The following is a 13,912-nucleotide window of genomic DNA, read 5'->3' on the forward strand; positions in this document are numbered from 1 at the left end:
AACCGGTGGCGATCCGGTCAGGCCAGCTCCCACGGGCTCGGCACCGGGAAGTACGTGTCCAGGAACGGGGTGAGCAGCGCCAACTGGGTGGCGAGATCCTGCTCGACCGAGAACGCGTCGTTGAGGCAGAACACCTGCCGGTCCCGGCGCGCCAGCAGGTGGGCCAACCGGGCGGGCGTGTCCGGGTGGGACAGCTCGGCAATGGTGTAGCGCAGGTCCCCCGGTACCGCACGGCCGGTGTGGAAAGCGTAGTAGTGGTGCAGCGACGAGGCGACCGACAGGTCGTCCATGCTGCGGAACTGGCTGGCCGCGGTCCGGTGGAACGGGTCCGGGAAGGCCTGCTCGATCTCCTGGAGCACGCTGCGGCGCAGCGCGTGCGGCATGTGCTTCATCTTCTGGGTCAGCACCGTGCCGAACCGCTCGACGATCAGCGCCCGGTTGTTCTTCCCGGCCACCGACGACGGGATGTCCTCGGCGCTGGGCGGACCCGGCGGCACCAGCGCCGGCGAGGGGAAGAACCGCGAGATGCCGTTGGCCAGGAAGAAGTCCTGGGGTACGACCTCGGTGCCGAGGAAGACGTCGTCGTTGAAGTACAGGAAGTGCTCGGCGAGCCCGTCGATGTGGTGCAGTTGGCTCTCGATGGCGTGCGAGTTGTAGGTGGGCAGCACCGTCGGGTCGGTGAAGATCTCCCGGTGGCTGACCACCCGCAGCCCTGACGCGGACTGGTCCAGCCAGGCCGGCACCTGGTCGTCGGTCACCAGGTAGACGTGGCGCACCCAGGGCGCGAACAGGTGCAGCGACCGCAGCGAGTACCGCAGCTCGTCCCGGCTGAGGAACCGGGCCGCGTTCGCCGCCTCGGCGTGGTACGGCACCCCGGCCACCTCGGCGCGGCGGCGCAGCCAGGCCGGGTCGGTGCCGTCGACCCAGGTGTAGACCACGTCGATCGGGAACGGCACGTCGTCCGGGCGGGGGGCCCCGAACTCGGGGCGGGTCCACGCTGTCGCCGGGGCGGCGGCCGGCGCCAGGCCGGTGAACCGCGACTCGGGTACGAGGACCGCCGGCGCCGATGCCGCCACCTGTTCGGCGACGGGATTGGACCGCGGCGCGACGAGCGAGTCGCCCGACCGGGTCCAGAACTCGACATCGCACCCGTACGCCTGCCCGAGCACCAGCCGGCGGCGGGGATCCGTCCAGTACCAGGTCAGCCGGAGCACCGGGGCGTCCGCCAGACGGTCCCACGTCTTCGGCTCGAACCCGGCGGCCGGCTGCCCGGTGCCGTCGGGCACGGAGACGTAGCCGGGAACCCGGCCGCAGGCGGTGGCGAGCGCGCCGTACGCCCGGGCGCGGTGCTCGGCGTCGACGGCGACCACCGACGAGCGGTGGGAGGCGCCGCGTACCCGGAAGTGGGGCACGCCGGCCTCGTCGAGTGCCGCGGTCACGGCGTTGAGATTCTCCAGCCGGGCCCGCAGCGGCGTGACGGCCGCGCCGACCCGGGCCACCCGAGGCCCTCGGTCGGCGGTGACGACGACCCGATCCGGGCCGGCCACCAGCTCCGGCTGGCGGCGGGCCAGCCGTTCGCCCCGCCGCTCGGAGAGGTGACCGTCCCGCGCGGCCCGGGCGACCCACTGCTTCAGCTGGTGCCGGGCCCGTGGGCTCACCTTCGTCGCGATGGCGCGGCGGGTCTGCGGGCTCAGCACCCGGCGGTAGACCTCCACCAGGCCGGACGGTTCGGCCAGCGCCCGGGGCGGCTCCCCCGGGGTGGGCGTCGGCCCGGTCACCGCTGCGGACCGGGCAGCGCCGCGATGGCGGCGGCGACCCGCTGGGAGTTGTTGCGGTCCTGAACGGCGAAGAAGTCGGCCGCGCGACGCGAGTACTCCTCCTCGCGGGCACACCCGTTCTCCAGATACCGGATGATCGCGTCCACCGTCTCCGCCGCGGTCGCACAGACCGGGCCGAACCCGTGCTCCTCGTGCTCGAAGTAGCCCTTGCGGTAGCCCCCGATCGAGAAGTACTCCTCCTTGTCGAAGTGGGCGTAGATCAGCGGTGTGCCGAGGTAGGCGACGTCGAAGGCGGTGGACGAATAGTCGGTGATGAAGAGGTCACACTGCCGCAAGGCGTCCTGCACGCTGCGCTGCGTCTGGTCCACCACGCTGAAGCAGGGGTCCTCCGGCACCATGGCCGTCGAGACGTTCCGCATCTCGTAGTGCGGAAGGAACTCCAGGGTGTACCCGTGCCGTCGGAGGCTGAGCCGCAACTCCTCGCTTCCGAACAACTCGCTCAGGAACCGGGCGTACCCCGACGTGTCGAACGGGAACCTGGGGCGCAGTGTCGGGTTGTAGGACGGGCTGACCAGGTAGCTGCGCCAGGTGGGCATCAGCAGGATCCGCCGCCCGCCGCGGTCCGGGACCAGTGCGTCGAAGCGCGGGAAGCCCAACCGCTGGGCCGCGTCGCCGTAGTCGAACTGCTCCGCCACGTACTCGGCCTCCTGGCCGGCTGCCGCGACGAACAGGTCGACCCCGGTCTTGGCCCGGTGCAACCCGCCGCTGACGTCCTTGTCCGTGACGCCGTGTTGGAGGAAGACGCGGGCAGGGCCGACCCGCCAGTTGAGGTGCTTGAGGTACTGCCCCCGCTCCCAGCGGGACGGCAGCATGTACGAGTCGATGTCGTAGGAGTTGATCAGCTTCGTGGCGTGCAGCATGAGGAACTTGTGCCGGAACGAGTCGTACGTCACGACGTTGCCGAGCCCACGCAGCCGCTCCCGGTCCGGGCTGTCCTTGGTCATCAGGTAGTAGACGTTCCGCCTGCGCTCGACCTTGCGAAGGTGCCGGAACAGGTGCCAGGAGTTGTCCTGCGCGGTGTCCTTGCGCTCACCGACGAGCCAGATGTCGCGCCCACGCATCAACGGCTCGGTGATCAGACGCAGCAGTCGCTGCTTCCAGAAGGGCCGACGGGAGACGACGTGTCGAAGGTCCTTACGCACCAGCATCCGCCGCCACCGGCGTCGACCCTCGGTGCCACCGGCCCGCTGAACCAGCAGGGTCGCGTTCTCCCGCCCGGCGAAGCCCGGCAGGATGCGGGTGTCACCGGCAAGCTTCATCGGAGCGTCGCGCAGGAAGGCCGCAGAGATCAGACACTGTCGGGACGCCTGGCCCGTCTCGGTCAGGAAGACGAGCCGCAGGAGGTGATTGCCGGTGCGCAGCTGCGCGACGGGTACCTCGGCCGCGAACCCGGACCACTCCCGACTGTCGTCGGCGGACTTCAGATCGCTGCGCCGCTCCAACGTGGCGGGCACCGTCAGCTTGCCGCCCCGCAGCCGCAGCGCGAGGGGCGTACGGATCGGTCGGTGCATGGGCAACCCGTTGATCTGCACGTGCCCGGACAGTTTGAGGACTTCACCGGACTCGGTCAGCCGCGCCTGCTCCAAACGCACGGAGACCGCGCTCACCCGGGTCAACGGAAGCAGGGCCGGCGTGACCGGGTAGTCGAGGTGCAGCTCGCCACCGCAGGCGACGACCCCCTGCACCTTCTCCCAGGGGCGCGCGAACAGGTCGAAGTCGTACGACTTGAAGGCGAGGTAGGCCACCCGGTGCCGGGTGTCGGCGGTCCAGCGGGCGATGAAGGCCGGATCGACGTCCTGGTAGATCTGCGTGCACTTCTCAAAGATCCGCCACAACGCGGCGTCGTCGAACAGGGTGTGCGCCCGCATCGCGAAGCCCTGGTAGCTGCGCACCAGGAAGCGTTCCAGCACCTCGCGGCGGAAGACGTCCAGCTCGGGCCGCAGGTTGGCCAGGGTCTCGCAGAGCTCCAGGTGATCCCAGTAGTTCTGTTCCCGGACGAACAGGTTGTCCATGATGGAGCTGCCGCTCTCCCGGCGGCGGTACTGGTAGACGACCTCGTCCACCAGGGCGATGCGCTCCGCCTTGAGCAGCATCGGGACGGCCAGGAAGGCGTCCTCGAAGTGGACCCCCTCGCGGAACCGCAGGCCGTGCTGGCGTAGTTGGGCGAGGTCGTACAGCTTGTGGCACGGGCCCGCGTCGAAGATCAGCTCCGGGGCGTCGACCACGGTCTCCAGCAGCCGGTCACCCTTGCCGAACGGCTTCTTCCACAGGAACGCGGTCGGCTTCGGGAAGGTGTTCATGTCGCCGATGGCGATGCTCGCCTTGTTGGCCACGATCGCCTTGAGCAGCACCTCGATGGCGCGTGGCGGCAGCAGGTCGTCGGAGTCGACGAACGCCACGTACGGGGTGTCGGCCATGTCGAGGGCCAGGTTGCGGGCCGCCCCCGGTCCGCTGTTGCGCTGTTGCAGGGCGGTCACGTTGGGGTGCTCCGCGGCGAACTGCTTGGCCAGCAGGTCGGAGCCGTCAGTGCTGCCGTCGTCCACCAGGATGACGCGGCACTGGGCGAAGACGGTCTGCGCCGCGATCGACTCGAGTGTCTCGGGCAGATAGTCCTCGACGTTGTAGACCGGAACGATGATCGTGACCTGGGGGGCGAGGTCTACCACTCTGGGCTCCACTGGGACGGGTTGCGGGAAACGCGGGGGCATCGGCTGGTCGGGCTGCGCCAGTTCATTCGTCGCGGCGTAGCAGGAGTGCCCGGAAGTCGTTGACCGTGTTCAGCAGGCTGTTGGGCATGGTCGGCGCGTCGATGGGGGCGGCACGCCGGTCCACCATCGGGCGGTACGACCGGCGCCACAGCTCTCCGGCACCCACCTTGCGCCGCTCCGCCACCACGTCGTCCGGCAGCTCGAACGGCGCGGGGAAGGGCAGATAGCGCGGCAGGAAGTCCGCCAACATCGCCTCCTGCTCCGCAAACGAGCGCGGGTCGGAGTCGGTGTCGTTGAGGCAGAACACGTCACGGTCGCGGCGGGCCAGCAGCTCCGCCAGGCGCGCGGGGGTCGAGGGGTGACCCAGGTCGGCGTACTCGTACTCGATGTCACCGGGCACGGCCTGCGCGGTCAGGAACGCCCAGTACTGGTGCAGCGACGAGGGGATGGCGAGGTCGCCGTGGTGTCGGAAACGGTGCCGTGCGGTGGCCGTCACCTCCGCCGGCAACCTGCCCTCGATCTGCTGCATGATGCTTCGCCGCAGCGCGAACGGGGTGTGCTTCATCTTCTGCGTGATGGTCACGCCGAACTGCCGTTGGATGTGCCGGCGGTTGTTCTTGCCGGCGGCCTTCACCGGCGCGTCCTCCGGTCTCGCCTCGCCCAGCCCGAACTGCGCGGGTGAGGGGAAGAACTTCGCGATCCCGTTGGCGTGGAAGAAGTTGGTCGGCAGCAGCGGCCGGCCGAGGAACACGTCGTCGTTGAGGTAGAGGAAGTGTTCGGACAGGCCGTCGATGCGGTGCAGTCGGGATTCGATGGCGTGCGAGTTGTACGACGACCGGCCGCCGAGGTCGGCGAAGAGTTCGGCGTGCGAGACCAGCGTGATCATCGGGTGGCTCGGGTCGAGCCAGCTCGGCAGCTGACTGTCGGTGATCAGGAAGATCCGCCGCAGCCAGGGCGCGAAGCTGTGCAGCGACCGCATCGAATACCGCAGCTCGTCGCGGTTGTGGTAGCGCGAGGAGTTCGCCGCGACCGCGTGCAGCGGGCCGTCCGGGGTGCCGAGCGCGATCGACTTCCGCTTCAGCCACTGCGGGTCGGACCCGTCCACCCAGGTGTAGACGGCGTCGATCGGGAAGCCCACCCGGTCGGGCGCCCGGACGGCCAGGTCGCGGCGGGTGGCGTAGGCGTGGTCGTCGGCCTCGGGCACGAAGTGGCTCAGCAGTGCCGCGGCGACCCGGACCCGCTGCGCCTCGGCGGGCGCCTCGTCGACGACCCCGTTGCGGCGGGGGGCGCGGACCACGTCCCGGTGCCGGCTCCAGAACTCGATCTCGCAGGCGAACTGGACGCCGAGGACCACGCCCGCACGGGCGTCGGTCACCGGGAACCAGACCTGGAACACCTCGGTCGGTACGGCGTCCGGCTGGTCCCGACCGGGCTTGACCTGCACCACGCGCACCTGGGCGCCGGACAGCGCCGGTGCGGAACGGATCAGGCGTCGCACCGCCGCCCGCTGGTCGTCGAGGACGGCGACGGTGCTGCGGAGGTGGTCGTCGTTGCGGATGCAGTGGTATTCGATGCCGGCCGACTCCAGGGCGGTGGTGACGGCGGTGAGGTTCCGGTGCCACTGCGACAGGGGGGTGGCCGTCGCGACCACCTCGGCGCGGGTACGGATGCCGCCGTCGGAGACCCGCACCTGGGCGCCGAGCGGATGCACGGTGTCGGCACCGCGCCGACGGGAGAAGGTGTGCACGAGCCCCATCCGCCGGTGCGCGGGCAGCATGCCCAGCAGGGCACGGCGTACCGGCTGGGGCATCAGGCGGTAGATGCGCAGGGCGATCATGCTTCGGGCCGTCCCGCCGGGGTGGCCACGTCGTTCGCGGCCACTGTCAGCGCTGCTGCGGGACCGTGGCGTCGAACGCCACCCGCTCGAACCGGACCATTCGGTACGCAGCCATCACCACATGCCTTTCCACAGCTCCCCCGTTACGCTGCGCGACGAGTCGACGCGGTGAGGGGACGCTGTGATCAGTCAGCAGCGTACGACAGCAACCGCACCCGTCTCGGGGCCAGCCACCCCGCTCCGGTATCGGGAGGGAGGGGCCGCCGCAGGTGGCCCCGAGCAGCATATTCACCTGCGGGCCATCAAAAAAGCACAGGACGGATGCATGACCTACAGACGATCGTCGCATAAGAATGATTTGCACCAATCTGCCCGACTAATCCTGGCCGTTCAGCGGGTACGCCTGCACCGGGACGGCCGACTGAACGTGCCTTCATGTTTCTCCCCGCGCCGACCCGGAGCGGGTATGGCGGTCCGCGGCGATGGTCCGGCACCTGGCAGAGTGGCGGCGTGACCGAGACCGAGCCCGCCGCGACCCGGGTGCTGCGCCCGCCGGCCGGCTACCGGCTTGCCGCCTCGGTCCGCTCGCTCACCTTCAGCCCGTACGACCCGTGCGCGCGCATCGCCGCCGGCACCTTCTGGTGGGCCACCCGCACTCCGGACGGGCCCGCCACGCTGGCCCTGCGGCCGGCCGGCGGCGAACTGGTCGCCGAGGGGTACGGGCCGGGCGCCGAACACGTGCTGGCCCGGGCCGACTCGATCGCCGGGCTCCGCGACGACCTCACCGGCTTCACCGAGCTGGCCGCCGCGCACCCGCTGGTCGCCCGGTTGGCCCGGGAGCACCGCGGCCTGCGGATGCCGGCCACCGGACAGGTCTTTCCCCGCCTGCTGCGCGCGGTCTTCGAGCAGAAGGTCACCGGCAAGGAGGCGTACCGGGCGTACGCGGCGACCGTGCGGCACTTCCGCGAGCCGGCGCCCGGTCCGCTGCAACCGCTGCTGCTGCCACCCGAGGCCGCCGCTGTGGCCGCCACACCGTACTGGGTGTTCCACCCGTTCGGGGTGGAGCAGCGTCGGGCCGACACGCTGCGCCGGGTCGCCGCGATCGCCGACCGGTTGGAGCGCTGCGCCGACGCGACCGAGGCCACCCGCCGGCTGACCGCCGTCGCCGGTATCGGCCCGTGGACCGCCGCCGAGGTGGTCCGCACCGCCTACGGCGACCCGGACGCGGTCAGCGTCGGCGACTACCACATACCGAACACGGTGGCCTGGGCGCTGGCCGGCGAGCCACGGGGCGACGACGCCCGGATGCTGGCGCTGCTGGAGCCGTTCCGGGGTCACCGGGGCCGGGTCTGTCTGCTGCTGGAGGCCGCAGGCATCCAGGCGCCGAAGTACGGCCCCCGCGCGCCGATCCGCTCGTTCGCCCGGTTCTGACCGACGCCGCTCAGCGGCCGGCGCAGAGCCGGCGCAGGGTTCGGCCGAGCCACCAGGCGTACCCGTGCTGCACAGCACGGGCGGCTGGGCCGGCGGCGCGGGTGAACCAGCGGTCCGGGCGGCTGAACGCGCGTACCTCGAACCAGACCGCGCCGGTGTCGTCGCGGCCGACCACGAACGCCTCCTCGCCGCGCTCCGGGTGCCCCGGCAGGGTGCCGTAGCCGAAGCCGGCGGACCGCGGCGAGTCCTCGCTCCAGATCACCCGGCAGGGCCCCCAGATGCGGGCCGGACCGATGCCCAGACCGGCGCTCACCGTGACGCCCTCGGTGGCCCGCGGAGCATCGGTGCGCATCCGCACCCCGGCGACGCGGTGCAGCCGCCAGCTCAGCACCGCCTCGGCCGCGGTCTCGAAGCAGCCGGCCGGTAGCGGGAACCGGTGGCGCAGGTGGTGGTATCCGCCGGGCAGCGGTCCATGCCGCGTCCGTCCCACCTCCGGGTACGTCAGCTCGGTCACCACTCCCCCTCGCCCTCGTCCGGACAGGGCCAGGGTACGGCCGGCGCCGGCGGGCCGCCGGTCAGGCGGCTTCGTGCAGGTCGGCCAGGCTGAGCGGGGTACGCCGGCGCAGCAGATCCTCCAGCTCGGGCACCGAGCCGACCTCGCCGAGCACGTTCCGACCGCCACCGAACCGCTCGGGGTAGCGCCGGGTCAGCCGGTACCGGTAGCGGCCCCGGATCAGCTCGACGCTCACCCGCCACCGCCCGCAGCAGTCACAGACCCACTCGGACACCTCGCGAAACTAGCTCTGACCTGCGGTTATCTGATTCGCCCGGACAGGACGAGCGGCGCGCGGGCGGACAGGCCACCCCGCCGCCCACGGTGATCTGCCTCACGACTGTCGGCACCGTCTGATTGACTGGTCGCCGTGGACCTGCCGATCAACCCCCCGGTCGAGCCGATGCTGGCCAAGAGCGTCCCCAAGCTGCCCACCGCGCCCGGGATGACGTACGAGCCCAAGTGGGACGGGTTCCGGTGCATCGTGTTCCGCGACGGCGACGAGGTGGAGTTGGCCAGCCGGGGCGGCAAGTCGATGACCCGCTACTTCCCGGAGGTGGTCGAGCAGGCCCTCCGGCAGCTGCCCGAGCGGTGCGCGGTCGACGGTGAGCTGATCGTGATCCGGCGCGACGGCGCGGGCGGCCAGCCCCGGCTGGATTTCGAGCTGCTGGCCCAGCGCATCCACCCGGCCGCGTCCCGGGTGAAGCTGCTGGCCGAGACCACCCCGGCCGACTTCGTCGCGTTCGACCTGCTGGCCATCGGCGACGAGGCGCTGCTCGACCAGCCCTATCCGCGCCGCCGGGAGCGGCTGGTCGAGGCGCTGGCCGGGGTCCGTCCGCCGGTGCACGTCACCCAGGTCACCACCGATCCGGAGACCGCCCGCCGCTGGTTCGACGTCTTCGAGGGCGCCGGGTTGGACGGGTTGATCGTCAAGCCGGCCGACCTGCCGTACGAGCCGGGCAAGCGGCTGATGGTCAAGGTCAAGCACGCCCGCACCGCGGACGCGGTGGTGGCCGGCTTCCGCTGGCACAAGTCCGGTCCGGTGGTCGGCTCGCTGCTGCTCGGTCTCTACGACGACGCGGGGGTGCTGCACCACGTGGGTGTGAGCGCGTCGTTCAGCATGGCTCGGCGGGCCGAGCTTCTCGACGAGCTGGCGCCCTACCGGGACACCGGCGGCGAGCACCCTTGGGTGCACGGCGACCACGAGCGCGGCCAGCGCATCCCGGGCGGGGTGAGCCGGTGGACCGGCACGAAGAACCTGGAGTGGGAGCCGCTGCGCCCGGAGCTGGTGGTCGAGGTGGGCTACGACGCGATGGAGGGCGAACGGTTCCGGCACACCGCCCAGTTCGTCCGGTGGCGGCCGGACCGCGACCCCCGCTCCTGCCGCTACGACCAGCTCGACCGCCCGATCCGCTTCGACGTGGACCAGGTGCTGCGCGGCGATCCGGCGGCCACCGTGGACCGGGCCGCCGCCGGCCCGGCGTAGCCTGGCCGTCGACCCGATCCCGGAGGACCACGTGACCCGCACCGCCGACAGGGCCCGTCGGGTCCGTCGCACTCTCGTCGCCTTCGCCGTAGCGGCGCTGCTCACCGCCGGCTGCACCCTGCCGGCCTTCGCGCCGCGTACCGAGGTGGAGGACGAGGCGGCGCCAACCGGCAGCTCCCCGGCCTGGCGGGCCTGTCCGGAGGTCGCCGACGAGCTGGTCGGGCGGGGCGCCCCGAACATGCGCTACGAGTGCGCCCGGATCGAGGTGCCGCGCGACTGGGGCGCCGGCGGCGGGGCGACCGCCGGGCCGGGCGCGGGGCAGAGCTTCGAGATCGCTCTGCTGCGGGCCCGGTCCACGAAGCAGCGGGCCCGGCTCGGCTCGCTGGTGGTCAATCCGGGCGGCCCCGGTGGCTCCGGCGTCGACACCGCCGTCTACCTCTCCTTCGGCACCCAGTTCGGCGGGCTGCCCACCACGATCACCGAGCGCTTCGACATCGTCGGCTTCGACCCGCGCGGGGTGAGCCGGTCCAGCCCGGTCAAGTGCATCTCCGACGCCAACCTGGACGCCAGCTTCGGCTACGACCCCGATCCGAGCAGCCAGTCCGCGTTCGACGGTTTCGTGGGGCTGAGCCAGCGGATCGGGCGCGGCTGCGGCGACCGGTACGGCGACCAGTTGCCGCTGTACGGCAGCGAGCAGGCCGCCCGGGACATGGACGCGGTCCGCGCCGCTGTGGGCGACGAGAAGCTCACCTACCTGGGCTACTCCTACGGCACGCTGCTCGGCGCCATCTACGCTCAGCTCTACCCCCAGCGGGTACGGGCTCTGGTCCTGGACGGCGCGGTCGACCCGCAGCAACGGCTGGTGGCCGGGTCGGAGAGTCAGGCCCGCGGCTTCGAGCGGGCCTTCGGCAACTTCACCCGCTGGTGCGCCGCCAACGCCGCCCGCTGCCCGATCGCCCCGGACGCGCGCGCCGCGGTCACCACCGCGATCGACAAGGCCCGGGTCTCCCCGGTACGCGGCGACGACGGGCGGGAGGCCACCGCCGGCTGGGTCTTCTACGCGGTCATCTCCTCGCTCTACACCGAGTCCGGCTGGCAGGAGCTGGCCCGGGCGATCGACCGGCTGGCCGAGGGCGACCCGAAGGACGTGTTCCGGCTCGCCGACGCGTACGCCGGCCGGGGCGACGACGGGCACTACTCGAACCTGTTCGACGCCAACCTCGCCATCAACTGTGCCGACGAGACGGAGAAGCCGAGCCGGGAGCAGATCCGCCAGTTGCAGTCGCAGTGGCGCACGAAATATCCGCTGTTCGGGCCGGCGCTCGCGGTCGGCATGCTGAGCTGCGTCGAGTGGCCGGGCGGGCGGGACCCGTACCCGACCGGCCGGGCGACCGGCGCGCCGCCGATCGTGGTGGTCGGCACCACCGGCGACCCGGCGACGCCCTATGAGCAGACCGGTCGGCTCGCCTCGATGCTCGGCGTCGGCCGAGTGCTCACCTGGGAGGGTGAGGGGCACACCGCCTACCCGCAGACCTCCTGCATCACCGCCGCGGTCGACGCCTACCTGATCGACCTGACCGTTCCCAGGGAGGGGCTGCGCTGCCCGGCCCGCTGACGGCTCACGTGGTCGACACCGGCCCATCCGCCGATGTCGCTGTGCCAGGCTCATCGGCATGACCGATGTGATCTACCGCGAGGCCGTCCGGGCCGACCTGCCCGCCGTCATCGCCCTGCTCGCCGACGACGTCCTGGGCAAGGCCCGCGACTTCACCGAGGTCGACGAGGCGTACGAGCGGGCGTTCGCGGACATCAACGCCGACCCCCGTAACCAGCTGATCGTCGCCGAGCAGGGCGGCGAGTTGGTCGGTTGCCTCCAGATCACCTACATCCCCGGGCTCGGCCGGCACGGAGCCGAGCGCTCCCTGATCGAGTCGGTCCGGGTCCGCTCCGACCGGCGCGGTCAGGGCCTGGGCCGCGACCTGATGACCTGGGCCATCGACCAGGCCCGGCAGCGCGGCTGTGCCCTGGTGCAGCTCACCACGGACAAGACCCGCCAGGATGCGCACCGCTTCTACCTGGGCCTGGGCTTCCAGGCCAGCCACGAGGGCATGAAGCTGGCGCTGTGACGGCCCGCCGGCCGTGATCCGGCCGGCGCCAGCAGGCGACCATCCGCCCCGCGGGCCAGGCCCCGGGTGACCCGTCGCCGGTGCCTGTCGAGCTGCCCCAGATCCGTGCCCGGCCGGCGCGCGGTTCATATCCGGGGCAGCCCGACAGGGAGCCACTCACCTCCTGCCGGCCGGCCCTCGTCGAATCACTCGTCGACGAGGCGACCGTCGCGCAGGATCAGCACCCGGTCGGCGAGGTCGATCAGGGCCGGGTCATGCGTGGCCACCAGCGCCGTCATGCCACGGGCGTGCACCACCGCGCGAAGCAGGTCCATGATCGACCGCCCGGTCTCCGAGTCGAGCTGGCCGGTCGGCTCGTCGGCGATCAGCAGGTCCGGCTCGTTGGCCAGCGCGCGGGCCACCGCCACCCGCTGCTGCTGCCCGCCGGAGAGTTCGTACGGTCGCTGCGCCGCGTGCCCGCCCAGCCCGACCAGCTCCAGCAGCACCGCCACCCGCTGCTCCCGCTCGGCGGCCGGCACCTGGGCAAGCCGCAGCGGCACGCCCACGTTCTCGGCGGCGGAGAGGATCGGCACCAGCCCGAAGGTCTGGAACACGAAGCCGACGGTGCCCCGGCGCAGCCGCAACAGCTCCGCCTCACCCGCCGCGGTCACGTCGTGCCCGGCCACCACCACCTGACCGCTGTCGGGCCGGTCCAGCCCGCCGATGAGGTTCAGCAGCGTGGTCTTGCCGGCGCCGGAGCGGCCCCGGATGGCGACCAGCTCGCCACGGTGGGCGCTGAAGGAGACGTCCCGCACCGCGTGCACGGCGTGCTCGCCCCGGCCGAAGGTCCGGCTCACACCGCTGACCCGGACCACCTCGCCGGGCGCGGACCCGGCCCGCCCGTCGGCTCCGGCCACACCACCGGGCCAGGCCGCCCCCGTCACCACCGTGTTCCGGCTCACGCCCGTGCCTCCTGCCCACCCGTGGCCCGGTCACCGGGCCGTACCTGCACATGGTCCGGCTCCAGGTCGAGCCGAACCCGCTCCCGCAGCGCCAACGCGTCGACGAAGGCGGCCGGCAGCTGCATCCGGCCGTTCCGGTCCAGCACCGCGTACTCCTCGCTGACCAGCTCGGTGCTGCCGTCCGCGCCGACGCGCGCGGTCCGGCGTACCTCTGAGGCGGTCCGGCCGTCGCGGATCGCGACGGTCCGGCGGACCTGCGTGGCCACGGCGTGGTCGTGGGTGACCACCACGATGGTCACGCCGAGCTCGGCGTTGATGGTGCGCAGCGCCCCGAAGACCTCGGCGCCGGTCGCCTCGTCCAGCTCGCCGGTCGGCTCGTCGGCGAAGAGCACCTCCGGGTCGTTCGCCACCGCCACCGCGACCGCGCACCGTTGCTGCTCGCCGCCGCTGAGCTGACCCGGTCGCCGGTCCGCGCAGTAGCCCACCCCGACCATGTCGAGAAGCTCCCGGGCTCGTTGCCGCCGGGCCCGCCCGGAACGCTTGCCCGCGAGCTGCATCGGCAGCTCGACATTCTCCAGCGCGGTCAGGTACGGCAGCAGGTTGCGGCCGGTCTGCTGCCAGACGAACCCGACAAGCTCCCGCCGGTAGCTGAGCCGTCGCTTGGCTGACAGCGCGAGGAGGTCGTAGTCGGCCACCCGGGCGATACCGGCGGTCGGGGTGTCCAGGCCGGACAGGATGTTGAGCAGCGTCGACTTGCCCGAGCCGGAGGCACCCACGATCGCCACCAGCTCACCCCGGTCGATGACCAGGTCGAGCCCCTGCAGGGCGACCACCTCCACCCCCTCGGTCTTGAAGATGCGCACCAGGCCGTCGCAGACGATGTGCCCACGGAGCCGGTCCTGGCCGCCGGCCCGCTCAGCGGCGCGTTGCGCGGCCCGCTGTTGCAGGGCGGCCAGATCGGGCACCAGTGAAGTCTCGGCGGTAGCGGTCAT

General features: G+C 72.1%; 11 protein-coding genes. 4 read left to right on the plus strand and 7 right to left on the minus strand.

Going from position 1 to position 13,912, the window contains the following annotated elements; all coding sequences use genetic code 11:
* Positions 1-17: 17 nt before the first annotated feature.
* The 3 genes from GA0070607_RS04655 to GA0070607_RS04665 all read right to left on the minus strand — a co-directional run bounded on the left by GA0070607_RS04655 (position 18) and on the right by GA0070607_RS04665 (position 6,383).
* Entirely contained in the window at positions 18-1,778 is a 1,761-nt protein-coding gene (locus tag GA0070607_RS04655) for a stealth family protein (protein WP_197701236.1), read from the minus strand.
* Complete coding sequence (locus GA0070607_RS04660) at positions 1,775-4,504, minus strand: bifunctional glycosyltransferase/CDP-glycerol:glycerophosphate glycerophosphotransferase (RefSeq protein WP_172898980.1); 2,730 nt, start codon at positions 4,502-4,504, stop codon at positions 1,775-1,777. Before GA0070607_RS04660 ends, GA0070607_RS04655 begins: the two co-directional genes overlap by 4 nt.
* 64 nt (positions 4,505-4,568) lie before the next feature.
* Positions 4,569-6,383, minus strand: coding sequence for a stealth family protein (locus GA0070607_RS04665; protein WP_089017056.1), 1,815 nt, complete (start codon positions 6,381-6,383; stop codon positions 4,569-4,571).
* A gap of 510 nt (positions 6,384-6,893) precedes the next feature.
* On the opposite strand from GA0070607_RS04665, the gene GA0070607_RS04670 reads away from it, so the two are divergent.
* Positions 6,894-7,814, plus strand: a complete 921-nt coding sequence (locus GA0070607_RS04670) for a DNA-3-methyladenine glycosylase family protein (protein ID WP_089017057.1) — start codon at positions 6,894-6,896, stop codon at positions 7,812-7,814.
* A gap of 10 nt (positions 7,815-7,824) precedes the next feature.
* On the opposite strand, the gene GA0070607_RS04675 is transcribed toward GA0070607_RS04670, so the two are convergent.
* A complete protein-coding gene (locus GA0070607_RS04675) occupies positions 7,825-8,328 on the minus strand; it encodes a DUF1990 family protein (protein ID WP_089021660.1) in 504 nt (167 codons plus the stop codon).
* Between the two features lie 61 nt (positions 8,329-8,389).
* Complete coding sequence (locus GA0070607_RS04680; protein ID WP_089017058.1) at positions 8,390-8,602, minus strand: hypothetical protein; 213 nt, start codon at positions 8,600-8,602, stop codon at positions 8,390-8,392.
* Between the two features lie 135 nt (positions 8,603-8,737).
* On the opposite strand from GA0070607_RS04680, the gene GA0070607_RS04685 reads away from it, so the two are divergent.
* The 3 genes from GA0070607_RS04685 (at position 8,738) to GA0070607_RS04695 (ending at position 11,979) form a co-directional block, all read left to right on the plus strand.
* On the plus strand, positions 8,738-9,853 hold the full coding sequence (locus GA0070607_RS04685) for an ATP-dependent DNA ligase (RefSeq protein WP_089017059.1): 1,116 nt from the start codon (positions 8,738-8,740) through the stop codon (positions 9,851-9,853).
* Positions 9,854-9,950: 97 nt separating this feature from the next.
* Positions 9,951-11,468, plus strand: a complete 1,518-nt coding sequence (locus GA0070607_RS04690) for an alpha/beta hydrolase (RefSeq protein ID WP_172899159.1) — start codon at positions 9,951-9,953, stop codon at positions 11,466-11,468.
* A gap of 58 nt (positions 11,469-11,526) precedes the next feature.
* Positions 11,527-11,979: a GNAT family N-acetyltransferase gene (locus GA0070607_RS04695; RefSeq protein WP_089017061.1), complete on the plus strand. Its 453-nt coding sequence runs from the start codon at positions 11,527-11,529 to the stop codon at positions 11,977-11,979.
* A gap of 185 nt (positions 11,980-12,164) precedes the next feature.
* On the opposite strand, the gene GA0070607_RS04700 is transcribed toward GA0070607_RS04695, so the two are convergent.
* Both GA0070607_RS04700 and GA0070607_RS04705 read right to left on the minus strand, forming a co-directional pair.
* Positions 12,165-12,875: an ABC transporter ATP-binding protein gene (locus GA0070607_RS04700; RefSeq protein WP_089021661.1), complete on the minus strand. Its 711-nt coding sequence runs from the start codon at positions 12,873-12,875 to the stop codon at positions 12,165-12,167.
* 41 nt (positions 12,876-12,916) lie between these two features.
* Positions 12,917-13,912, minus strand: coding sequence for an ABC transporter ATP-binding protein (locus GA0070607_RS04705; protein ID WP_089017062.1), 996 nt, complete (start codon positions 13,910-13,912; stop codon positions 12,917-12,919).

Source organism: Micromonospora coriariae (assembly GCF_900091455.1).
Taxonomy (GTDB): Bacteria; Actinomycetota; Actinomycetes; order Mycobacteriales; family Micromonosporaceae; genus Micromonospora; species Micromonospora coriariae.

Excerpts from the sequence above, each read along its gene's own strand:
- GA0070607_RS04665 (WP_089017056.1), bottom strand. The coding sequence starts at position 6,383 with ATGATCGCCCTGCGCATCTACCGCCTGATGCCCCAGCCGGTACGCCGT.
- GA0070607_RS04695 (WP_089017061.1), top strand. The coding sequence starts at position 11,527 with ATGACCGATGTGATCTACCGCGAGGCCGTCCGGGCCGACCTGCCCGCC.
- GA0070607_RS04705 (WP_089017062.1), bottom strand. The coding sequence starts at position 13,912 with ATGACCGCTACCGCCGAGACTTCACTGGTGCCCGATCTGGCCGCCCTG.